Source organism: Shimia haliotis (assembly GCF_900114415.1).
Classification (GTDB): domain Bacteria; phylum Pseudomonadota; class Alphaproteobacteria; order Rhodobacterales; family Rhodobacteraceae; genus Shimia; species Shimia haliotis.
On sequence record NZ_FOSZ01000006.1, the window covers coordinates 82,451 to 103,323 of the forward strand.

Consider the following 20,873-nt stretch of genomic DNA (forward strand, 5'->3'; position numbering starts at 1 on the left):
ACAGGGCGGGTGGCTCGCTTCCGAGTAATCTGACAGAAATAGTCGGGATAATCAAGTTTGATAGTTGGAGTCAAAAATCGGTGATTTTCCGCCAGTTCTATGTGAGTTGACTAAAATTTTAGCGGATGGCCCCTACCTATGCGTCAGAGCAGATTCGAAACGGCAACGGAATGGGGCCATGGCACAAATGATGAACCCTGCAATTGAAAGGGCGCTGACGCAGGCGGCGCAGATGACAGATCACTCAACATCCGCGGGCGCAGGGCAGCCCTTGGCATTTTTGACGCGTCCCAGTGATGCGGTGATCGACCGGATTATGAATGAAACGCAGGCCAAGCCGCTGGCGCTTGGGCTGAAGCAGCAGCTGACTCAGGCGATGGCGCGATTGCGCGGGCTGATTGAGCCGGAAGAGCGCCGCGCGCAGATGCGTTTGGTCGCGGATTTGCAGACCCGATTGGGTTTGGAAATGAACGTGATGCAGAAATACGGGTGAGCCTCTGCAATTTCAGAGATCACGGGACGGCGACACCCTCGGGCAGGAACGCCCGGGGGTGTTGTCTTTTGCCGGAAGGCGGGCTTTGGCACAAAGAAAAACCCCGAGCGCTACAGCCCGGGGTTTCTTGTTTGAGTATGTCGCCAAGGCTTAGCCGTTGGTGAAATCCGGATAGGCTTCCATGCCGAGTTCGGACATGTCCAGACCGTTGATCTCGTCTTCTTCGCTGACGCGGATGCCCATGACAGCTTTGAGGATCAGCCAGAGGATCAGGGAAGCGACGAAGGTGAAGGCGCCGTAAGCCACGATGCCGGTCAGCTGTGCGCCGATGGTGGCTGAGCCGGAGAAGGCCACGGCGATCGTGCCCCAGATGCCAGCCACGAGGTGTACCGGAATGGCACCAACAACGTCGTCGATCTTGAGCTTGTCGAGCAGCGGCACGGTGAAGACCACGATGACACCACCGACACCACCAATCAGCAGCGAGCCGAAGAGCGAAGGTGCGAGAGGTTCAGCGGTGATGGACACGAGGCCAGCCAGAGCGCCGTTCAGGATCATGGTCAGGTCCGGCTTTTTGTAGAGAACCTGTGTGAGGATCAGAGCGGCAACAGCACCCGCGGCTGCGGCCATGTTGGTGTTGGCGAAGATGCGCGATACGTCGGTCACGTCACCCACGGTGCCCATTGCGAGCTGCGAGCCGCCGTTGAAGCCGAACCAGCCAAGCCACAGGATGAATGTCCCCAGAGTGGCGAGTGCGAGGTTGGAGCCGGGCATCGGGATGGTGCGGCCGTTTTTGTATTTGCCGATACGCGGGCCGAGCACGAGGGCACCGGCGAGCGCTGCCCAGCCACCTACGGAGTGTACAATGGTGGAGCCTGCGAAGTCGGAGAAGCCGCGTTCAGACAACCAGCCGCCGCCCCACTGCCAGGAGCCGGAGATCGGGTAGAGGATGCCGGTCAGGACAACCACAAAGGCGAGGAAGGGCCACAGTTTGATGCGTTCGGCCAAAGCACCCGACACGATGGACGCGGTTGCGGCTACAAACATCAGCTGGAAGAAGAAGTCGGAGCCGACAGAGGCGTAGTCAAGCGCTGCATCGGTGGCTGCGAGGCCCACAGGCTCCAGCACGGTCGGCACGAAGTTGAACGCGATGAAGCCGTTGAAATCACCCGGATACATCAGGTTGAAGCCCACCAGCCAATACATGATGGCCGCGATGGAGAAGAGCGCCATGTTCTTGGTCAGCTGCATGGTCACGTTCTTGGAACGTACGAGGCCTGCTTCGAGCATGGCAAAGCCAGCTGCCATCCAGAATACCAAGAAGCCGCCCATCAGGAACAGCAGGGTGGTCATGATGTAGGGGCCGATTTCGTTGAAGTCGGGCGCGGCCGCGGCTTCGTCAGCAAAGCCCAGGCTCGGCAGCGCGATCAGCGCGGCGGGCAAGGCATATTTCGTAAAGGTTTTCATCTGTGTATTCCTTCCTTGCGACGCCTTAGATGGCGTCTGCATCCGTTTCGCCGGTGCGCACGCGAATGGCTTGCTGCACGTCCAGCACAAAGATTTTGCCGTCGCCGATCTTGCCGGTCTGAGCGGTTTTCGTGATGGTCTCGACAACCTGGTCGGCCATGTTGGCAGCAACCACGAGTTCGAGTTTGACCTTTGGCACGAAGTTCACGGCGTATTCCGCGCCGCGGTAGATTTCTGTGTGGCCAGATTGAGAGCCGAAGCCTTTGATTTCAGTGACCATCATGCCGCGAACACCGATATCGGTCAGCGCCTCGCGGACCTCCTCCAGTTTGAACGGCTTGATCGTTGCAATAATCAGTTTCACCTTGTTCCCCTTTGTCGTGAGCAGGGGCGCCCCCTGCGACTTTGCAGGTGCAGAAAAACCCGTCGTGGTGCTGAAAACGAAGGCTTGAGTGGAATTTCGCGGGCTTTTTCGAGTCTGGGCGCCTAAAATTTCACCGGATGGGAGGGCTTGCTCAAAAAATAATCGGCATCAGGACGATTTTGGCGCGGGGTACGGCTCTACAATGGTCGGTCGATCGGCTAAGCTGGGCAAAAATACGGTGGCGAGCAGGGCTACAGAATGAGTGATTCAGGTCGTAAGAAACCGCCATTGGTGGCGGAAAAGCGGTATGGCAAGGGGCCAGCCAAGAAAGCTGCGCCGAAACGCAAGGCTGCCCCCAAGAAGACCGCACGCAAGCGCGCCGCGCCGAAACGGGCCGCCAAAAAGCGCAATCCTATTGTTGCATTCTTTCTGAACATCATTGGTTGGATCTGGCGTGTGATCTGGGCGTTCACGTGGCGGATCGGTTTGGTGGTCGGGATCGTGATCGGTTTGGCTGTCAGTTATTTCTATATGACATTGCCGGAGGTTGAGGATTTGCTCGACGGTCGGGCCCGCGGCTCTGTGACTTTGCTGGACCGCGACGATCAGGTTTTTGCGTGGCGCGGCGATCAGTTCGGCGGCGCGGTCACGGCGGAGACCATTTCGGAACATCTGAAGAATGCCGTGGTGGCGACCGAAGACAAACGGTTTTACCGGCACATCGGAGTGAGCCCACGCGGTGTGGCGAGCGCGATCCGGATCAACGTGCAAGAGGGGCGCAGCCCGCTGTCGGGTCATGGTGGATCGACGATCACCCAGCAAACCGCGAAACTGTTGTGTCTGGGCGTGCCGTTTGATGCGGATATTTGGGAAACCGAGGCCGCATATGTGCGCGATTGTCGCCAGAGTTCGCTTTGGCGAAAGATCAAAGAAGCCATCTATGCGATGGCGATGGAGACCAAATACACCAAAGATGAAATCCTGTCGGTCTATCTGAACCGCGCCTATATGGGTGGCGGTGCTTACGGGGCGGAAGCCGCTACGCAGCGCTATTTCGGCAAGCCGGCGGCCAATGCCAATCCGGCGGAAAGTGCCATGCTGGCGGGGCTTTTGACAAAGCCTTCGACATTGGCGCCGACAGCAAACCTGAAGCGGTCGCAGGATCGTGCGGCGACGGTGTTGCGGCTGATGAACGAGCAGCGGTATCTGACGGATGAGGAAACCGCCTATTGGCAGAACAATCCGGCGACGTTGTCGGATGCGGCGGCGGAAAGTGCCGGCGGGTATTTTGCCGATTGGGTGATGTCGACGGGGCCTGAGTTTTTCACGCGCAACACAACCGAGGATGTGATCCTGAAGACGACCTTTGACGGGCGGATTCAGCAGGCAGCCGAGGACGGGTTGGCTTGGGTGTTTGAGAATAAGGTGCGCGAGGGGTCCAAGGCGCAGGCGGCTGTGGTTGTGATGAGCGCGGACGGTGCGGTGCGGGCGATGGTTGGCGGACGGGAAACCAAAGTGTCCGGTGCGTTTAACCGCGCGGTGCAGGCCAAACGCCAAACCGGCAGTGCATTCAAACCCTTTGTCTATGCCACGGCGCTGGAGCGGGGTGGGCATTATGATGACCGTGTGTTGGATGAACCTTATTGCCAGACCATCCCCGGATCGGGCGAATGGTGCCCCAAGAACTATACCGGCAAATACTATGGCGAAGTGACCCTGGCCTTTGCGCTGCAGAATTCGCTCAACATTCCTGCGGTGAAGGTCAGCGAGAAAGCCGGGCGCGAAAATGTGCGCACGGTTGCCGAGATGTTCGGGATCGAAAGCGATCTGGCGGCGGGGCCTGCTTTGGCTTTGGGTGCATCCGAAAGCTCTCTGGTTGAAATGACGGGCGCCTACGCCGGCATTCTCAACGGTGGCTCTTCGGTGACGCCTTATGGATTGGTGGAACTGCGCCTTTTGGGGGATGACGAGCCGCTGATGGGCACAGGCGGCGGCATTGGCGAGCGGGTGATTTCAGACGCCGCGTCGCGCGAATTGGTTTGGATGATGGAAAAAGTCGTGAGCGAAGGCACCGGCGGGCGGGCGAAGATCGACGGCTGGCAGGTGGCGGGCAAAACCGGCACCACACAGGCCGCGCGAGATGCATGGTTCATCGGGTTCACCAATGAATATGTCGCGGGGGTCTGGATGGGCTATGACGACAACACGCCGTTGACGGGTGTCACTGGGGGCGGTTTGCCGGCGGAAATTTTCCGCGAGACCATGACGCGGGTGCATGAGGGGATCGAGCCGCGGCCTTTGCCCGCCTTTGTGCCCAAGCCCCAGCAACGCGCGCCACAGACACGCCAGCGACAGGGCCAGAACCTTGAGGGCGTAGTGAACGGGATCCTGCGGGATATCTTTGGCGGAAACTGAGCGGGCCGGGTGCCGCAAGATCAAAAAGCAAAAGGGCGCGTCCGGTCGGGCGCGCCGTTTGCATTTGTCTTGTGCGCGGTGACTAGCCTGCCTTTTTTAACTCCGCGATCAAAGCGTTGATGTCGCCTTTGTTTTTGTCGAGCATCGCGCCGATCTCGGCTTTTTCGGACAGTCGCAGGGAGATGCCCTCGATGATCATGTCAAAAAACTTGCTGCTGCCGGATTTGTCGGACACCAGAAAGTTGACTTCGAACGGGGCCTGACCACGCAAACGCGCGGTGCCTTTGACCTCGTGGAAGCTTTTGACTTTGCGCACACCGTTGACCTCGATCTGTCCGCCGACAAATTCGTTGAACCGTTTGCCGTATTTGCGGGCGATGTAGCCTTGAAATGCCTTGGTATAGGCGCGGGACTGGCTGCTGGTGAGGCGGCGGGCATCGGGGCCGAGCGCGGAGCGGGCGATGATGTTCACATCGGCATATTTGGAGAAGATCTTTTCGAAATCGCGGATCATTGAATTCAGCGGCTTGCCGGAAGCAATGACCTTGTTGATGTCGGCCACGGCGCGATCCACCAGCGATTTTGCCTGTGCATCGGTCAGAGCGAGCGCGGGCGTCGCAAGGACAGCCAGCGAGGCTGCGGCGGATGCAAGAAAGCCGCGGCGGGAAACCTTAGAAATCGTCATAGGGGTCGTCATAGGGATCAAAACCTTCTTCACCTTCACCGGGGACAGAATCAATTCCAAGTTGGAATCGGCGATTCTGCAAATAAAGAATCCGTGCCTGCGCGTAGCTGTCGGCGCTGTCATAAAGCAGGCTGTCGACTGTTTCCTGATAGTCGTAACGCGTGCCCATGGCATTCACCACATAGGCGGCGGGGCTGAGATAGCTGGTGGGTTCCTTCAGCACGACGAAGAACGGGTCAAAGAAAATATCGACCACAACACCCACCGTATCGCGTGAGGTGGATGGTCCGAGGAACGGCAGTTCGACATAGGGGCCTTCCTCAGCGCCCCAGACATGCAGGGTTTCGCCAAAGTCGGTGTCATGACGTTTCATGCCAAAGAGCGAGGCCACGTCCACAAAGCCGCCAAAACCAACAACAGTGTTGATCACAAAGCGCGCGGCGCTGTTTCCGGCGCCCGCCAGATTGCCCTGAAACGTGTTGTTGAGCACATCGTTGGGCAGAGATAGGTGGTCGCTAAAGTCGCCAACGCGGTCACGGATTTCCGGCGGCACCACATTGCCGTAGCCGGAAGAGGCCGGAGACAGCAGCGCGCGGTCTATGGCCTTGTTGAACTCGTGTGTGCCGCGGTTGTTTTGCTCGTGTGGGTCATAAATCAGCCCCCTTTGCACGCTATTTGCGCCGCCACAGGCCGACAAAAGCAACGCCGCGCAGAGAGCCGCTGGCCGAATTATCGTTGTAAAACTGAGCTTAACGCGCGATGACACCGTAGTATTTCTCAATTAGTAACTGATTGTGAGACATTTAGTAGAACGAATGGCTGACCTGAATGGCACGGAAAGAATCTGTTGTGCCTGTGGCCGAATGGAAACAGTAACGGCTCCTTGGGTAGAATTGCCACAGTTTTGTGGTCGCTGAAAGAGAGAAGACGCAGGATTAACACATGAGCGCCAGATCGCCGCATAACGGATTGGAAGAACTGCGTGCCGCACGGGCAGAAAGCCGGTCGCTTTATTGGGCCGTCGGGTTATTCAGTGTGTTTGTAAACCTGCTGATGCTGACGGGGCCTCTGTTTATGTTGCAGGTCTATGATCGCGTGCTGGGCAGTCAATCCGAAGAAACGTTGTTTGCGATGGCGCTTTTGGCGACGTTTTTGTTTGCCATGATGGGCATTCTGGATTTCGTGCGGGGCCGTGTGATGGCGCGGGTCGGGGCGCGGTTCCAATCGCGCATGGACCGGCGTGTGTTTGACGCGGCGATGCGGCGGTCGGCCTTGGGCAGCTCGCAAAATGCACAGACCGGATTGAACGACTTGGAATCGGTTCAGCGGCTGATGACCTCGCCGGTTCTGATGGGTTTTTTCGACATGCCGTGGACCCCGATTTTCCTTGTGGGGATTTCGCTTTTCCATCCGTGGCTGGGGCTTTTGGCGACTGTGGGTGGCGGTATTCTGATTGCCGCGACGGTGATCAACCAGCTGACGACGCGCAAAGTGTCCGCCGATATGGCGATTTCAGGTCACACGGCCAACCGGATGTCTTCGCAGATGCAGTCCGAGGCGGAGATGGTCGTGGCACTGGGCATGCGCAAGGCAGCCTTTGACCGCTGGGAGACAGCGCGCGACAAGTCGTTGCTGTCGACGCTGGCGGCGTCGGATCGTGGGGGCGGATTTACGTCTGTGACCAAGACATTCCGCCTGTTTTTGCAATCGGCCATGTTGGGTCTCGGGGCCTATCTCGCGCTGAAAGGCGAGGTCACACCGGGAGCGATGATCGCGGGCTCGATCCTGTTGGGCCGTGCCTTGGCTCCGGTGGAGCAGGCAGTGAACCAATGGCAGGTGGTGCAAGCCGCGCGGCGCGGGTGGACCAACCTTGCGCAGTTGCTGAGTGAGGTGCCACCAGAGCCGACGCGCACGAAATTGCCAGTGCCTGCGGCGCGGCTTGAGGTGCAGCAATTGACTGTTTTGCCGCCCGGAGAGACACAAGCGACTCTGCGAATGGTGAGTTTTGACCTCAAGCCAGGACAGGCGGTTGGCGTGATTGGCGCGTCCGGTGCGGGCAAATCGACCTTGGCGCGGGCCTTGACCGGTGTGTGGCGCGCGGCGGGCGGCAAGGTGCGCCTCGATGGTGCGGCGCTTGAGCAATACGACCCGACCGAGTTGGGCCAATACATCGGATATTTGCCTCAGAGGGTAGAACTGTTTGACGGCAGTATCGCAGAGAACATCGCACGTTTGGCGGCTGAACCGGACCCGGAAAAGGTGGTCGCGGCGGCCAAAAAGGCGGATGCGCATGAGATGATCCTGAAGTTGCCGGATGGGTATGACACGCAGGTTGCCGCGCATGGCGGGCGGCTGTCGGGCGGACAGATGCAGCGGATCGGTCTGGCGCGGGCGATGTATGGTGATCCTGTTTTTATGGTGCTGGATGAGCCGAATTCAAATTTGGACAACGAAGGCTCCAATGCGCTCAATAATGCGATCCGCTCGGCCAAGGCCGACGGGCGCAGTGTTCTGATTATGGCGCACCGCCCTGCGGCGATCAAAGAATGTGATCTTCTGCTGATGCTGGAAGATGGCCACAAGCGCGCCTTTGGGCCGCGGGATGAGGTGATGCGCGAAGTGTTGAAAAACTATCAGGACGTGCAAGGCAGCGCCGGTCCGGGAGGTGTGCAATGAGCCAACGGCATGAGTTTTCCGTCCGTGGGCCGTTGGTCTTTGGCGTTTTGGCGTTGACCGTTTTGCTTGGCGGGTTCGGGGTCTGGTCGGTGGCGACGGAGATTTCGGGCGCGATCATCGCATCTGGTCGGGTCGAAGTGGATCGCAACCGGCAGGTGGTTCAACACATCGACGGCGGAATTGTCACCGAGATCAACGTGGATGAGGGCGATCTGGTGGAGGCGGATCAGTTGTTGATTCGGCTCGACGATACGTTGCTGCGGTCGGATCTGTCGGTTGTTGAAGGCCAGCTTTGGGAAATGATGGCGCGGCGCGGACGCCTTGAGGCGGAGAGGGATGGCAGCGACGCGATTTCTTTTGAAGCGGATCTGCTGGAGGCGGAACAGGCCAGCAGCGATGTCGCCGGTGTGGTTAACGGTCAACGCAATCTTTTTGAGGCGCGGCGGGACACCTTGCGGCAAGCGACAGAGCAGTTGGACAAACAGGTGGTGCAAATCCGCAACCAGATGGACGGGTTGGGCGCACAGACCGAGGCGTTGAGCGTTCAGTTGGGACTTATCCAAAAGGAATTGGCGGACCAGCAGCAATTGTTTGACAAGGGGCTGGCGCAGGCGGCTCGGGTGCTGGCCTTGCAGCGAGAAGAAGCCGGTTTGGCGGGACAGGTCGGTGAGTTGACCGCGACCCGCGCACAAGCAGAGGTGCGGATCACGGAGATCGACATCGAGAAGCTCAAACTTGAGACCGCGCGCCGTGAGGAGGCGATTTCTACCCTGCGCGATCTGCGCTATCGCGAGTTGGAGTTGATCGAAAAACGCCGGAATATTCTGGCGCGACTGAACCGGTTGGACATCCGTTCCCCCGTTGCCGGAGTGGTCTACGGATTGCAGGTCTTTGCGCTTCAGTCGGTGATCCGGCCCGCAGATCCGGTATTGTTTGTCGTGCCGCAGGACCGTCCGTTGGTGGTGGCGGCGCAGGTGCCGACGATCCATGTGGATCAGGTGTTTCCGGGACAGGATGTGACGCTGCGGTTCTCGGCCTTTGACCAGCGCACGACGCCGGAACTACTCGGGCGGGTGACGCAGATTTCGGCAGATGCTTTTCAAGATGATGCGACGGGCGTGTCGTTCTATCGGGCGGAAATCGAGCTTGCTGAAGGCGAAGAGGAGAAGTTGCCGACAGAGGTGGCTTTGATACCGGGCATGCCGGTGGATGCTTATCTGAAAACGCAGGACCGGACGCCGTTGGCCTATCTTATCAAACCGCTTTCGGACTATTTCGTGAAGGCCTTCCGCGAGAGTTGATCGCTGGATTGCACCCTGCCAGTGCGTGGGGTGCGCGTCGTTTGATTTTTCGCACTTTCCAATTGAGGCCGGCGGCAGTAGCGTCGCGGCGACTATCAAATGGGAGCGAAACCAATGAGCGAACTTGAAACACGTCTTGCGGAGCTGGGTGTGAAACTGCCCGATGTTGCGGCGCCCGCGGCAAACTATGTGCCTTTTGTGCAGGTCGGTGACATCGTTTATATCTCTGGCCAGATTTCGCAGAATGCAGACGGTCTGATCCTTGGCAAGTTGGGTCAGGACATGGACACCGAAGCCGGTGCGGCGGCTGCACGGACCTGTGCGATCGGTCTTCTGGCCGCGGTCAAAGCGGCATGTGGCGGCGATCTGGATCGTCTGGTGCGCGTTGTTAAGCTGACCGGCTTTGTCAACTCGACCGGCGACTTCACCGAACAGCCCAAAGTGATCAACGGCGCGTCCGATTTCCTTGTCGAAGCGCTCGGCGATAAGGGCCGTCATTCGCGGTCTGCGGTTTCCGCCGGTGCGCTGCCGCTGGGTGTGGCCGTGGAGATCGAAGGTATCTTCCAGATCAAGTAAGGCCTGCGATATGAGCAAACTGGACCCCCGTTTTGTCAGCACGCCTTTGGCGCATCGGGCCTTGCACGATGTGACGGACGGGCGTCCGGAAAACAGCCGCGCGGCGATCCGCGCGGCGATCGACTATGGCTATGGCATCGAGATTGACCTGCAACTGTCGTCTGATGGCGTTGCCATGTGTTTTCACGACTATCAGTTGGAGCGGCTGGCCGATGCCAAAGGGGCGGTGCGGCAACGCACGGCAGCGGAGCTTGGCGAGATACCGCTTTTGGGCGGGGCGGAAGGCATTCCGACGTTTGCCGAGGTTTTGAAGCTGGTCGCAGGGCGCGTTCCTCTGCTCGTTGAGATCAAAGATCAGGACGGGATCATGGGCCCCAATGTCGGCCCGTTGGAAGAGGCCGCCGCGCGGGATGTGGCCGGATACGACGGCCCGTTGGCATTCATGTCGTTCAACCCGCACAGCGTGGCCAAGATGGCCGAATTTGCACCGGATGTGCCAAGAGGTATCGTGACGGACGGATATTCCGAAGACGACTGGCTGCTTTTGAAGCCCGAAGTGCGGGACCATTTGCGCGAGGTGCCGGATTATGACCGCGTCGGGGCCAGCTTTATCAGCCATCAGGCCAGTGATTTGGGCCGTGATCGTGTGGCTGCTCTGAAAGCAGGTGGCGCGCATGTGTTTTGCTGGACCATCAGGTCGCCCGAGCAGGAAGCCGAGGCCCGCAGGGTTGCCGAAAACGTGACCTTTGAGGGCTACCTCGCGGCAAAGTCAGCTACATGATCCATCCGCGTGCTTGAAGCGGGCGTATGACTTGCCAGATAGTAACAGGGCAGGGAGGGCGCTGATGGACGGCGGACAGATCGAAATCGAATTACATACGTCGTTGGCGTCGATCCCGCTCGAGATGTGGGACGCCTGCGCGTGCCCTGAGGCGGCAAACGGTGGCCGCCCAAATGATCCGTTCACCACGCACCGGTTTCTCAGCGCGCTTGAAGAGAGCGGATCGGTGGGGCCGGGAACAGGATGGCAGCCGCGGTATCTGACGGCCAAGTCCGAGGGGCATTTGATCGCGGTGGCGCCGCTATATGCCAAGTCGCATTCACAGGGCGAATATGTGTTCGACCACAACTGGGCCCATGCCTATGAGACCGCTGGCGGGCGGTATTACCCGAAATTGCAGGTCGCGGTGCCGTTTTCGCCGGTTACTGGCCGGCGGTTTCTGACGCGGCCAGGGTTTGAGGCAGCAGGACAGGCGGCGCTTGTGCAGGGCATGGTGCAGGTGGCGGCGGACAATGAATTGTCGGGTGCGCATATTACCTTTTGCAGCGCGTCGGAGGCCGAAGCGGGGCGCGAAATGGGGTTGCTGCACCGCACGGGGCAGCAGTTTCATTGGGTGAATGACGCGTATGCGGATTTTGGCGGTTTTTTAGACGCGTTGAGTTCACGCAAGCGCAAGAACATCCGCAAAGAACGGGCACAGGCGCAGGGGTTCGGAGGCGAGATTGTTGCCGTCACTGGCGAAGACATTCAGCCCGCCCATTGGGACGCGATGTGGCGGTTCTATCAGGACACGGGTGCCCGCAAATGGGGCTCGCCTTACCTGACGCGCGGGTTCTTTGATATTGCGCATGACGCCCTGAGGGACGACATTCTCATGGTGTTCGCGGTGCGGGCCGGCGTGCCGATTGCCGGTGCGATGAACATGATCGGGCGAGACACGCTTTATGGTCGGTACTGGGGCTGTGTCGAACATCACGCCTGTTTGCATTTCGAACTGTGCTATTATCAGGCGATAGATTTTGCGATTGCCAATGGATTGGGGACGGTAGAGGCAGGCGCGCAGGGTGAACATAAGCTCGCGCGGGGGTATCTGCCGGTCGAGACCCATTCGCTGCACTGGATCAGGGATGCGGGATTTCGCGAGGCGGTTGCGAATTATCTGGAGGCGGAGCGGGCAGCGGTGAGCGAAGAGATTGAAGTGCTGACCGGTTGGGGTCCGTTTCGCAATGAACCACAGGAGGATCACGAATGACGGAAGTGTTGAGTGCTGCCGCGCGGGATGCGGTTCTGGGGCCGTTGTTTGAGAGCGGCTGGGAAATGGTCGACGGGCGCGACGCGATCCACAAGACGTTTCAGTTTGGCAATTTTGTTGAGGCGTTTGGCTGGATGACGCAGGCGGCGTTATGGGCGGAGAAGTGGAACCACCATCCGGAATGGAGCAATGTCTACAAGACCGTCGAAGTGGTTCTAAGCACGCATGATGTTGGCGGGGTGTCCTCGCTGGATGCCAAGCTGGCGCGCAAGATGGATGTGCTGGCCGGTCAGGGGTAGGTGCGCGGTAGGCCCGCGCACCTGAATGATTCAGATTTGCGCCAAAAGCGTTTCACCGGCGGAAATTTCGCAGGTTCCTGGCGCCTCTTCTTCGTTCAGAACTTTGAGGACACCATCTTCGACGAGCGCGGAGTAGCGGCGGGAGCGGTTCACGAAGCCAATTGCCGGTGCATTGAATTCAAGCCCCATGGCCACAGTCAGATCACCAACCGGATCTGCCAGCATGGTGACGCCAGCCTCGGATGCGCCGTGGGCTTTGTCCCATGCGTCCATTACAAAGGGGTCGTTGACCGACAAGCAGATGATTTCGTCCACGCCCTTGGCTTTGAAGTCGCCCACGGTACGCATGAAGCTGGGCAGGTGGGCGGTCGAGCAAGTTCCGGTGAAGGCACCAGGTAGGCCGAAGATCACCACTTTGCGCCCCTTGGTCAGGTGCTCCAGTGCGACCGGCTCAGGTCCGGATTCGCCAATTGTCATGAGGCTGCCCGCAGGCAGATTTTCACCGATTGAAATCGTCATGGTTGTCTGTCTCTCTCATTGCGTTTCCCTGAGACCGCGATATAGGCTCCCCTTCGGTTGGCGCAAATCAATTCGAGGAGAGTGACGTGACGCATGTTGTTGTGATCGGGGCCGGACAGGCCGGATCGTCTTGTGTTGCCAAGCTGCGCAACGGGGGCTTTGAGGGTGACATCACGTTGATCGGGGCCGAGCCAGTGCCGCCGTATCAGCGCCCGCCCCTGTCCAAGAAATACCTGCTCGGCGAGATGGAATTGGAGCGCTTGTTCCTACGGCCTGAGAGTTTTTACGCGGACCAGAATATAGCCCTGCGCATGGGCACCGAAGTGACCGGCATTGATGCGGGCGCAAAGACAGTCGCGATCGGCGACGAGCGTCTGAGCTATGACCATCTGGTTCTGACCACAGGGTCGGTGCCGCACCGGCTGCCTGCTGCGATTGGTGGCGATCTGGATGGCGTCTATCTGGTGCGCGATCTGGCGGACGCCGATGCGATGGCGCCGGAGTTTGCCGAAGGCAAAAGCGTGTTGATCGTGGGGGGCGGCTATATCGGGCTTGAGGCGGCGGCGGTTGCGGCCTCCAAGGGACTGAAGGTCACGCTGGTCGAGATGGCGGACCGGATTTTGCAACGTGTTGCGGCGCCGGAGACCAGCGATTACTTCCGTGATCTGCATGGCGGGCATGGCGTTGAGATTGTCGAAGGCGTTGGGCTGGACCATCTGACTGGAGAGGGCCGTGTGTCGGGTGCCGTTTTGACCGACGGACGCGCCTTGGACGTGGATTTTGTCATCGTCGGGGTTGGTATTGCACCGGCAACGGCGTTGGCGGAGATGGCAGGTGTGACGCTTGAGAACGGCATCGCCACGGATGCGCAGGGCCGCACCTCGGATGCCGCGATCTGGGCGGCGGGTGATTGCGCGTCTTTCCCGTATCAGGGTGAGCGCATCCGTCTGGAAAGCGTGCCCAATGCGATTGATCAGGCCGAAGTGGTGGCTGAGAACATTATGGGGGCGGGCAAAGATTATGTTGCCAAGCCATGGTTCTGGTCGGATCAGTATGATGTGAAGTTGCAGATTGCCGGTCTGAACACCGGATATGACAGTGTTGTGCGCCGTGATGGCGATGGTGGTTCGGTGTCGTTCTGGTATTACCGCGGCGAAAGGTTGCTGGCGGTGGATGCGATGAATGCACCGCGCGATTATATGATCGGCAAGCGGCTGATTGAGGGGGGCAAATCCCCGGCGCCAAGCGCTATTGCCGACCCTGAGACCGACATGAAAGCGCTGATGCGCATGTAAGGAGCCGCGATGCGGATCATTGCCGGAGAGTTTCGCGGCATTGCCTTGGCCAGCGTGGGCAAGGGCGACGCGGGGGCGCATTTGCGGCCCACCACGGACCGCGTGCGCGAGAGTTTGTTCAACGTTTTGCAGGGCGGCAAGTTTGGCGATCCGATAGACGGCGCGCGGGCGCTTGATCTGTTTGCAGGCACCGGCGCTTTGGGGCTTGAGGCCCTGTCGCGCGGGGCCGAGCAGGTGTGTTTTGTCGATGACGGACGCAAATCAGGCCAGCTGATCCGCGAGAACATCCGCATCACGCGCACCAAGGATCGCACGCGGGTTGTGGCGGCGGATGCGACGCGTTTGCCCGCCAATGGCGAGGCGCCGTTTGACCTGATTTTTCTGGACCCTCCCTATGGCAAGGCGCTGGGCGAAAAGGCCTTGGCGGCGGCTGTCAAAGGCGGTTGGGTTGCGGACAATGCGTTGATTGTCTGGGAGGAAAGCGGCCCGCAGCAGGCTCCGATCGGGTTCGATCTGTTGGATCAGCGGCGCTATGGCGACACGCATGTGACCTTTCTGGAGCCGTCTGAGTGAGGCGGATTTGATCATTTTGGACTGTGAAAGCGTGCTGGTGGGCAGCAGGCCAGCCCCGCCGAGATTGGCTCGGAGCCGCGGTTTTTTACATGAAACAGGTGGCTGCAGCGCTTGGGTTGACGCCGGTTCAGCCGTAGGTCGGGTGGAATTTTCCGCTGGGTGAAAGCGTGAAGATTTCGAACCCGTCCGCCGTCACACCGATGGAGTGCTCAAATTGCGCCGACAGGGACTTGTCCCGCGTCACGGCTGTCCAGTCGTCTGCGAGCACTTTGGTTTCCGGACGGCCCAGATTGATCATCGGCTCGATGGTGAAGAACATGCCTTCCTCCAGCACGGCACCGGTGCCCGGACGGCCGTAGTGCAGCACGTTGGGCGGACTGTGAAAGACCTGACCGAGACCGTGACCGCAGAAGTCGCGCACCACGGACATGCGGTGACCTTCGGCATAGGTTTGGATCGCGTGTCCGATGTCGCCAAAGGTGTTGCCTGGTTTTACGGCTTCGATGCCCTTCATCAGGCTGTCGTGCGTCACCTGAATGAGACGCTCGGCCTTGCGGTTCAGCTTGCCTGCCACATACATGCGGCTGCTGTCGCCAAACCAGCCATCGACAATGACGGTCACGTCGATGTTGAGAATGTCGCCATCCTTGAGTTTCTTGTCACCCGGAATGCCATGACACACCACATGGTTTACGGAGATGCAGCTGGCGTGTTCATAGCCGCGATAGCCGATGGTCGCGGATTTGGCGCCGGCGTTGTCGACCATCTCTTCAATCAGACGATCGATTTCGCCAGTGGTCTGGCCGGGGAACACGTGCTCGGCGATGTCATCCAGAATACGCGCGGTGAGCGCACCGGCGGCGTACATGCCGGCGCTGTCTGATGGGTCGTGGATGCGGATGCCGTCCTTGGTTTGGCGGGCCTTGCCGATCATGTGTTCTGCTCCGAGAAAACCTGTGTTGGGGGGCTATTTAAGCGCTTGCGACGCAAAGAACCAGAGGGGAGCGTGTTTTGGGGGCTTTGCCCCCGCCGCGAGCGGGCTCGCGCCTCCCCCAAGGTGTTTTTGGCAATAGGAAGAGGCGGGGCGCTTTGAGGCTCAAACCGGCAGGTTTGAGCGTAGCCCAACGCATTTTGGCGCAGCTTGCTGTGACATCAATGGGGCGGGAGCGCGTGATTAGGGCTTGCGCGTGAACGGCAGGGGATCGCCGACGGTGATCGCTTCGGGCGTGATGTTGCAGCCAATCGCCATGACCTCGACCCCTGCAGCAATGGCCGCATCAAAGGCGGCGGCGTAGGTGGGGTCGATGTCGTCGGCGAGCGTGACCCGTTCGGCGTCGGTGCGCTGCACGAGGTAGAGCATTATGGCGCGGTGGCCCTCGGCGACCATGTTTTGCAGCTCTGTCAGGTGTTTGGTCCCGCGCGCTGTGACGCTGTCGGGGAATTCGGCGAGGCCCTCTTGGCGGGACAGAGTCACGGATTTGACCTCGACGTAGAGGTCCGGTTTGCCCTCGGCTGTGAGCAGGAAGTCGATGCGGCTGTTTTCGCCGTATTTCACTTCGGGGCGGACCATCGGGTAGTCGGCGAGTGCCGCGACTTTGTGTGCGAGCAGTGCCGACTTCAGGGCGCGGTTGGGCACGGATGTGTCGACGCCGGTAAAGTGGCCGTTTTCGTGATCTACCAGGCGCCAGCCGAATTTCAGCTTTTTCTTGGGGTCATCATTGGGCTCCAGCCAGATTTTCATGCCCGGTTCCTTAAGCCCCAGCATCGAGCCCGGATTGGCGCAATGGGCGGTGATCTCGGTGCCATCCTCAAGGCGGGCATCCGCAAGGAAGCGTTTGTAGCGGCGGATCAGCACGGCGGGCACGAGGGGGGTGGAAAATCGCATGGCCTCAGACGTATAGATGAGCTGACCCTCTGGCAAGCGATGGAAACGGGAGTGAGCGCGATGGCAAATCCGACGGCGGCGATGTTGGTGATTGGCGATGAAATCCTGTCGGGGCGCACGCGGGATGCCAATATGCATTTTCTTGCGGGCGAGTTGACCAAACAGGGCATCACACTGGCCGAAGTACGGATTGTGGCGGATGAGGCGCCCCAGATTGTGGCGGCCTTGCGGGCGCTGAGCGGTGCCTATGATACGGTGTTTACCTCTGGCGGGATTGGCCCGACCCATGACGACATCACAGCGGATTGTGTGGCCGAAGCGTTTGGTCAGAGCATTGATGTGCGTGCGGATGCGGCGGCGCTTTTGCAGGCGCACTATGACGCCAGTGGGCAGGAGTTCAATGCCGCGCGCCAGCGCATGGCGCGTATTCCCGAGCACGCCACGTTGATCGACAATCCGGTGTCGGTGGCGCCGGGGTTTACGGTGGAAAACGTGCATGTGATGGCGGGGGTGCCGTCGGTGTTTCAGGCCATGGTGGCGAGCGTTTTGCCGACGTTGACTGGCGGGGCACCTTTGTTGAGCCAGAGTTTGCGCATTGATCGTGGCGAAGGCGACATTGCGGGACCTCTGGCAGAATTGGCGGCAGAGTTTGATGACCTGTCGATCGGGTCGTATCCGTTTCAGAAAAACGGGGCCTATGGGGCCAATATCGTCATTCGCGGCACCGATGGTGCTCGGGTGGACGCGGCGATCACCAAACTTGCGGGGATATTTGCATGAGCCTGCCGGACATTCAGACGCTTTATGAAGTCTGTGAGGCCACATGGCCGCCCGCCGAGATTAGTGCAGTTGGTCCTGTCACCATTCGCAACGGGCAGGGCGGCGGCAAACGGGTGAGTGCGGCGACGGTGGATGGTGCTTTTGCTGAGGCGGATCTGGAAACGGCGGAAGCGGCAATGCTGGCCTTGGGTCAATCGCGGTTGTTCATGATCAAAGAGGGTGATGACGTTCTTGATGCCGCGCTTGCGGCGCGGGGTTATGAGGTGGTGGATCCGGTGAATGTCTATGCTGCGAATGCGGCGGACATTGCGACCGAACGTCCGCCGCGCACGGCGGCGATCCCCGGCTGGGAGCCGCTCAGGATCATGGAAGAAATCTGGGCCAAAGGTGGCATCGGTTCTGCGCGGATTGATGTCATGAAGCGGGCGCAAGGTGCGAAAACGGGTTTTGTGTCGCGGTGGAATGATCAACCTGCGGGCACGTCGTTTATGGCGATGCACAATGGCATCGGCATGGTTCATGCGGTGGAAATCCTGCCGCATCAGCGCCGTCAGGGAGTCGGTCGCTTTCTGATGCGGCGCGCAGCCTTTTGGGTTCTGGAGCAGGGCGGGCATACTTTGTCTGTCATCTGTACGCAGGATAATGCAGGCGCGAACGGGCTCTACGCTTCCCTCGGCATGACGGTTGTGGGACAGTATCACTATAGACAAAAGAACACCGATTGAGGGGGAGAATTCATGTCAGCAGATCGCAAGCCAACCGCATTGGACATTCCGATGGCGGACCCGCTGCCGCCGGAAACGCAGCGCTATTTCGAGATTTGTCAGGAAAAGCTGGGCATGGTGCCCAACGTTCTGCAGGCCTATGCGATCCATGTTGAAAAGTTGAATGCCTTCACGGCTCTCTACAATGATCTGATGCTGGGCGAGAGCGGACTGAGCAAGCTTGAGCGCGAGATGATCGCCGTGGCGGTGAGTTCAATCAACAAGTGTTTTTATTGCCTTGTCGCCCATGGTGCAGCGGTGCGGCAGCTGTCGGGTGATCCGATGCTGGGTGAGATGATGGTGATGAACTGGCGGGTGGCCGATCTGGATGCGCGCCAGACAGCGATGCTGATGTTTTCCGAGAAGATGACCATGGCGAGCTACACGATTGTGGAAGCTGACCGGCAGGGCCTGCGTGATGTCGGATTCAGCGAACGCGACATCTGGGACATCGCCAATGTGGCAGGGTTTTATAACATGTCCAACCGCGTGGCTTCGGCCACGGACATGCGCCCGAACGATGAATATCACGCGCTGGCACGGTGATGCGCGCCGCCGTCATAGGTCTTGCGCTTTGCGCTGGCTTGCCTGTGGCGGCATTTGAACCGGAATTGCCGGATGGCGCTCAAATGCTGGCCAATGAGGCGAAGGAACAGCGTGTGTATGCGTTGCCGACCGGTGCCTTTGAGGCAGGCGGATTGCCGGTCGATCGGGTAACGGGGGAAGTGCGACGGCGCAGTTGGCGGATTGCCAGCGGGTTTGACAGCACGGCCAGCGTGGCATCCAAGCTGGCGGCGCAATTGTCAGAGCAAGACTTTGACATCGTGTTTTCCTGCGATGCCGAAGCCTGTGGCGGGTTTGATTTCCGGTTTGAGACCGAGGTTCTGCTGCCGCCGGATATGTTTGTTGATCTGTCCGATTTTGTGTTTCTGTCGGCGATGAAGCCAACAGATGTGGGGTTGGAGGCTGTGGGGGTTCTGGTCAGCCGCACGGCGGAAGCCGGCATGGTGCAGGTGATTGATGTTGGCCCCTCTGAGGCCGTGATCCGGCAGCGACCGCAGTTGCGGCCCGCATCAGAGGCTGGCGCCGAAAGTGTACCGGTAGCGCCCGCCGATCTGACAGCTTTTGAGCAGGCCGGTTACCAGACCCTCAGGGATTTGGAGTTTGAAACCGGATCCTCCCGTCTTGGCGCAGGGCCATTTGCGTCGTTGCAGGCCTTGGCGGCGTTTTTGAAGGCTGACGGAGCGCGACGTGTGGCGCTGGTCGGGCACACGGATGCCGTTGGCGGATTGGACGTCAACACTGACCTGTCGCGCAAAAGAGCCGCTGCCGTGATGCTGCGTCTAATCGAGGCGCATGGTGTGGACGCGGGGCAGCTTGATGCACACGGCGTGGGATTTCTCGCGCCTGTGGCGTCGAACCTGACAGAGGCAGGACGGGCCGCAAATCGGCGTGTTGAAGCGGTGCTTTTGAACACCCAATAATTGCGCACTGTAAGCTCAAAGTGCATGTTTTTCACAAAAAAAGACCCGGGTCATGCAGAACCCGGGTCGCAGGATGCTCTCTTTACGAAAGCCAGGGAAAAGGTGTTACCAGGCGCTTGGGCCTTTTTCAGCAAACGCGTGCACGAGGAAGTCGATAAAGGCGCGCACTTTGGGCTGGGTGAAGCGGCCGGGTGGATAGACCGCATAGATGCCTTGGGTTTCCATCGGCAGATCGGGGATCGCGTCCTCGACCAGACCTTGCTCCAGCGCATCGGCATAAAGGAAGCTCGGCAGGTAGGCGATGCCGAGACCGGCCACAGCTGCGTTCAACAGGGATTGCCCGTCATTTACCGAAAGCCAGCCGGCGGTGCGGACCTGACGTTTTTCACCGGAAGGTGCAGTCAGTTTCCAGACAGCGCCGTTGGACTGGCTGGAATAGTGCAGGAGTTTGTGGTCGTTCAGATCGTCGATCTTCTCGGGGCGGCCATATTTCTCGAAATAGGCGGGCGACGCGATCATGCGTTTGGTGGTGTCAGTCAACTTGCGGGCGCGCAGGGTGCTGTCTTCCAGCTCTCCAATGCGGATCGCCATGTCGAACCCTTCGGAAATCAGTTCTACGTAGCGGTTGTTGAGCACCATGTTGACGGTGATTTCGGGGAATTCGCTGAGGAATTCGCCCAGAACCGGCGACAGGTGGTTCACACCGAAGTCTGTCGCGACCGAAATGCGCAGCAGCCCGGAAGGTGCAGACTGCATAGAGGTGACAAGGGCGTCGGCCTCTCCTGCGTCATTGAGCACGCGGCGGGCGCGGTCGTAGTAGGCCAGACCGATCTCGGTCGGGCTTACACGGCGTGTTGTGCGATTCAAAAGGCGTGCTCCAAGGCGTGCCTCGAGGCTTGAGACGTGTTTGGATACGGCCGATTTCGAGATGCCCATCTTCTTGGCTGCATCCGTAAATCCGCCCTGATCCACCACGGTGGCAAAAGCTTCCATTTCCGTCAGGCGATCCATCTGCTCGTCCTCTTGTTCATCCTTGGACACAATGAATGGCGGTGAAATCAGGCAGGATGAGGGCAAAGGGCAGACAATATCTGGATTTTGTTAGGGATCGTTTGCAGCAAGGAAACAGAGAAACAGTCGCGTGCGGCGCGGAAACGGTGTGGGGAGCGCTCAACGCCATAGTGAAAAACGGGAAAGAGCCCCCCTGTTGCGGGGCTCTTCCCAGGAGTGTTGCCAGCCTGTCCAATGGCAGACTGCCATTTGG

22 protein-coding genes are annotated in these 20,873 nt (G+C 59.4%); 14 read left to right on the plus strand and 8 right to left on the minus strand.

Annotated elements, in window-relative coordinates; translation table 11 throughout:
• The first annotated feature begins 178 nt into the window (after window positions 1-178).
• Window positions 179-493 carry a hypothetical protein gene (locus BM069_RS14460; RefSeq protein ID WP_093324738.1) on the plus strand — a complete coding sequence of 105 codons (315 nt, stop codon included), beginning with the start codon at window positions 179-181 and terminating at the stop codon, window positions 491-493.
• Window positions 494-643: 150 nt separating this feature from the next.
• On the opposite strand, the gene BM069_RS14465 is transcribed toward BM069_RS14460, so the two are convergent.
• Together BM069_RS14465 and BM069_RS14470 are read right to left on the minus strand one after the other, a co-directional pair.
• Window positions 644-1,960, minus strand: a complete 1,317-nt coding sequence (locus BM069_RS14465) for an ammonium transporter (RefSeq protein ID WP_093324739.1) — start codon at window positions 1,958-1,960, stop codon at window positions 644-646.
• A gap of 25 nt (window positions 1,961-1,985) precedes the next feature.
• A complete protein-coding gene (locus BM069_RS14470) occupies window positions 1,986-2,324 on the minus strand; it encodes a P-II family nitrogen regulator (RefSeq protein WP_058238401.1) in 339 nt (112 codons plus the stop codon).
• 258 nt (window positions 2,325-2,582) lie between these two features.
• On the opposite strand from BM069_RS14470, the gene BM069_RS14475 reads away from it, so the two are divergent.
• Window positions 2,583-4,739 carry a transglycosylase domain-containing protein gene (locus BM069_RS14475; RefSeq protein WP_093324741.1) on the plus strand — a complete coding sequence of 719 codons (2,157 nt, stop codon included), beginning with the start codon at window positions 2,583-2,585 and terminating at the stop codon, window positions 4,737-4,739.
• 82 nt (window positions 4,740-4,821) lie between these two features.
• On the opposite strand, the gene BM069_RS14480 is transcribed toward BM069_RS14475, so the two are convergent.
• Both BM069_RS14480 and BM069_RS14485 read right to left on the minus strand, forming a co-directional pair.
• Window positions 4,822-5,424, minus strand: coding sequence for an MlaC/ttg2D family ABC transporter substrate-binding protein (locus tag BM069_RS14480; RefSeq protein ID WP_093324742.1), 603 nt, complete (start codon window positions 5,422-5,424; stop codon window positions 4,822-4,824).
• A complete protein-coding gene (locus BM069_RS14485) occupies window positions 5,411-6,094 on the minus strand; it encodes an MlaA family lipoprotein (protein ID WP_244503632.1) in 684 nt (227 codons plus the stop codon). The genes BM069_RS14480 and BM069_RS14485 overlap by 14 nt, the downstream gene beginning before the upstream one ends.
• 272 nt (window positions 6,095-6,366) lie before the next feature.
• Between BM069_RS14485 and BM069_RS14490 the strand changes: the two genes are divergently transcribed.
• The 6 genes from BM069_RS14490 to BM069_RS14515 all read left to right on the plus strand — a co-directional run bounded on the left by BM069_RS14490 (window position 6,367) and on the right by BM069_RS14515 (window position 12,309).
• The gene (locus tag BM069_RS14490; protein WP_093324744.1) at window positions 6,367-8,100 is read left to right on the plus strand and encodes a type I secretion system permease/ATPase; all 1,734 of its coding nucleotides are present in this window, start codon (window positions 6,367-6,369) and stop codon (window positions 8,098-8,100) included.
• A complete protein-coding gene (locus BM069_RS14495) occupies window positions 8,097-9,401 on the plus strand; it encodes an HlyD family type I secretion periplasmic adaptor subunit (RefSeq protein ID WP_093324745.1) in 1,305 nt (434 codons plus the stop codon). The genes BM069_RS14490 and BM069_RS14495 overlap by 4 nt, the downstream gene beginning before the upstream one ends.
• A 114-nt stretch (window positions 9,402-9,515) precedes the next feature.
• The gene (locus tag BM069_RS14500) at window positions 9,516-9,977 is read left to right on the plus strand and encodes a RidA family protein (RefSeq protein WP_093324747.1); all 462 of its coding nucleotides are present in this window, start codon (window positions 9,516-9,518) and stop codon (window positions 9,975-9,977) included.
• A 10-nt stretch (window positions 9,978-9,987) separates the two neighbouring features.
• Window positions 9,988-10,758 (plus strand): glycerophosphodiester phosphodiesterase family protein, encoded by a 771-nt coding sequence (locus tag BM069_RS14505; protein WP_093324748.1) that lies wholly within the window; start codon window positions 9,988-9,990, stop codon window positions 10,756-10,758.
• Between the two features lie 64 nt (window positions 10,759-10,822).
• Entirely contained in the window at window positions 10,823-12,010 is a 1,188-nt protein-coding gene (locus BM069_RS14510; RefSeq protein WP_093324750.1) for a GNAT family N-acetyltransferase, read from the plus strand.
• On the plus strand, window positions 12,007-12,309 hold the full coding sequence (locus tag BM069_RS14515; RefSeq protein WP_093324752.1) for a 4a-hydroxytetrahydrobiopterin dehydratase: 303 nt from the start codon (window positions 12,007-12,009) through the stop codon (window positions 12,307-12,309). The genes BM069_RS14510 and BM069_RS14515 overlap by 4 nt, the downstream gene beginning before the upstream one ends.
• Window positions 12,310-12,339: 30 nt before the next feature.
• On the opposite strand, the gene BM069_RS14520 is transcribed toward BM069_RS14515, so the two are convergent.
• A complete protein-coding gene (locus tag BM069_RS14520; RefSeq protein WP_093324753.1) occupies window positions 12,340-12,828 on the minus strand; it encodes a peroxiredoxin in 489 nt (162 codons plus the stop codon).
• An 86-nt stretch (window positions 12,829-12,914) separates the two neighbouring features.
• On the opposite strand from BM069_RS14520, the gene BM069_RS14525 reads away from it, so the two are divergent.
• The gene (locus BM069_RS14525) at window positions 12,915-14,123 is read left to right on the plus strand and encodes an NAD(P)/FAD-dependent oxidoreductase (RefSeq protein ID WP_093324755.1); all 1,209 of its coding nucleotides are present in this window, start codon (window positions 12,915-12,917) and stop codon (window positions 14,121-14,123) included.
• A gap of 9 nt (window positions 14,124-14,132) precedes the next feature.
• Window positions 14,133-14,696 (plus strand): 16S rRNA (guanine(966)-N(2))-methyltransferase RsmD, encoded by a 564-nt coding sequence (rsmD, locus tag BM069_RS14530; protein ID WP_093324756.1) that lies wholly within the window; start codon window positions 14,133-14,135, stop codon window positions 14,694-14,696.
• A gap of 127 nt (window positions 14,697-14,823) precedes the next feature.
• Here the strand turns inward: rsmD and map are convergent, their stop codons facing one another.
• Window positions 14,824-15,630, minus strand: a complete 807-nt coding sequence (gene map / locus BM069_RS14535) for a type I methionyl aminopeptidase (protein ID WP_093324758.1) — start codon at window positions 15,628-15,630, stop codon at window positions 14,824-14,826.
• 240 nt (window positions 15,631-15,870) lie between these two features.
• The gene (gene sfsA, locus BM069_RS14540) at window positions 15,871-16,581 is read right to left on the minus strand and encodes a DNA/RNA nuclease SfsA (RefSeq protein ID WP_093324759.1); all 711 of its coding nucleotides are present in this window, start codon (window positions 16,579-16,581) and stop codon (window positions 15,871-15,873) included.
• A 60-nt stretch (window positions 16,582-16,641) separates the two neighbouring features.
• Between sfsA and BM069_RS14545 the strand changes: the two genes are divergently transcribed.
• Genes BM069_RS14545 through BM069_RS14560 form a run of 4 tightly spaced genes read left to right on the plus strand, consistent with a single transcriptional unit; the run spans window position 16,642 to window position 19,609 of the window.
• The gene (locus tag BM069_RS14545) at window positions 16,642-17,361 is read left to right on the plus strand and encodes a competence/damage-inducible protein A (RefSeq protein ID WP_093324761.1); all 720 of its coding nucleotides are present in this window, start codon (window positions 16,642-16,644) and stop codon (window positions 17,359-17,361) included.
• Window positions 17,358-18,086 carry a GNAT family N-acetyltransferase gene (locus tag BM069_RS14550; protein WP_093324762.1) on the plus strand — a complete coding sequence of 243 codons (729 nt, stop codon included), beginning with the start codon at window positions 17,358-17,360 and terminating at the stop codon, window positions 18,084-18,086. Before BM069_RS14545 ends, BM069_RS14550 begins: the two co-directional genes overlap by 4 nt.
• Window positions 18,087-18,098: 12 nt before the next feature.
• A complete protein-coding gene (locus BM069_RS14555; protein ID WP_093324764.1) occupies window positions 18,099-18,671 on the plus strand; it encodes a peroxidase-related enzyme in 573 nt (190 codons plus the stop codon).
• A complete protein-coding gene (locus BM069_RS14560) occupies window positions 18,671-19,609 on the plus strand; it encodes an OmpA family protein (protein ID WP_093324765.1) in 939 nt (312 codons plus the stop codon). Before BM069_RS14555 ends, BM069_RS14560 begins: the two co-directional genes overlap by 1 nt.
• A gap of 105 nt (window positions 19,610-19,714) precedes the next feature.
• Here BM069_RS14560 and BM069_RS14565 read toward each other — a convergent pair whose 3' ends face one another.
• Window positions 19,715-20,620, minus strand: coding sequence for a LysR family transcriptional regulator (locus BM069_RS14565; RefSeq protein WP_093324975.1), 906 nt, complete (start codon window positions 20,618-20,620; stop codon window positions 19,715-19,717).
• Window positions 20,621-20,873: the final 253 nt, after the last annotated feature.

Coding starts and splice junctions, on each gene's coding strand:
- BM069_RS14460 (WP_093324738.1), top strand. CDS start 179: ATGGCACAAATGATGAACCCTGCAATTGAAAGGGCGCTGACGCAGGCG.
- BM069_RS14465 (WP_093324739.1), bottom strand. CDS start 1,960: ATGAAAACCTTTACGAAATATGCCTTGCCCGCCGCGCTGATCGCGCTG.
- BM069_RS14475 (WP_093324741.1), top strand. CDS start 2,583: ATGAGTGATTCAGGTCGTAAGAAACCGCCATTGGTGGCGGAAAAGCGG.
- BM069_RS14480 (WP_093324742.1), bottom strand. CDS start 5,424: ATGACGATTTCTAAGGTTTCCCGCCGCGGCTTTCTTGCATCCGCCGCA.
- BM069_RS14490 (WP_093324744.1), top strand. CDS start 6,367: ATGAGCGCCAGATCGCCGCATAACGGATTGGAAGAACTGCGTGCCGCA.
- BM069_RS14495 (WP_093324745.1), top strand. CDS start 8,097: ATGAGCCAACGGCATGAGTTTTCCGTCCGTGGGCCGTTGGTCTTTGGC.
- BM069_RS14500 (WP_093324747.1), top strand. CDS start 9,516: ATGAGCGAACTTGAAACACGTCTTGCGGAGCTGGGTGTGAAACTGCCC.
- BM069_RS14505 (WP_093324748.1), top strand. CDS start 9,988: ATGAGCAAACTGGACCCCCGTTTTGTCAGCACGCCTTTGGCGCATCGG.
- BM069_RS14510 (WP_093324750.1), top strand. CDS start 10,823: ATGGACGGCGGACAGATCGAAATCGAATTACATACGTCGTTGGCGTCG.
- BM069_RS14515 (WP_093324752.1), top strand. CDS start 12,007: ATGACGGAAGTGTTGAGTGCTGCCGCGCGGGATGCGGTTCTGGGGCCG.
- BM069_RS14520 (WP_093324753.1), bottom strand. CDS start 12,828: ATGACGATTTCAATCGGTGAAAATCTGCCTGCGGGCAGCCTCATGACA.
- rsmD (WP_093324756.1), top strand. CDS start 14,133: ATGCGGATCATTGCCGGAGAGTTTCGCGGCATTGCCTTGGCCAGCGTG.
- map (WP_093324758.1), bottom strand. CDS start 15,630: ATGATCGGCAAGGCCCGCCAAACCAAGGACGGCATCCGCATCCACGAC.
- sfsA (WP_093324759.1), bottom strand. CDS start 16,581: ATGCGATTTTCCACCCCCCTCGTGCCCGCCGTGCTGATCCGCCGCTAC.
- BM069_RS14545 (WP_093324761.1), top strand. CDS start 16,642: ATGGCAAATCCGACGGCGGCGATGTTGGTGATTGGCGATGAAATCCTG.
- BM069_RS14550 (WP_093324762.1), top strand. CDS start 17,358: ATGAGCCTGCCGGACATTCAGACGCTTTATGAAGTCTGTGAGGCCACA.
- BM069_RS14555 (WP_093324764.1), top strand. CDS start 18,099: ATGTCAGCAGATCGCAAGCCAACCGCATTGGACATTCCGATGGCGGAC.
- BM069_RS14560 (WP_093324765.1), top strand. CDS start 18,671: ATGCGCGCCGCCGTCATAGGTCTTGCGCTTTGCGCTGGCTTGCCTGTG.
- BM069_RS14565 (WP_093324975.1), bottom strand. CDS start 20,620: ATGGATCGCCTGACGGAAATGGAAGCTTTTGCCACCGTGGTGGATCAG.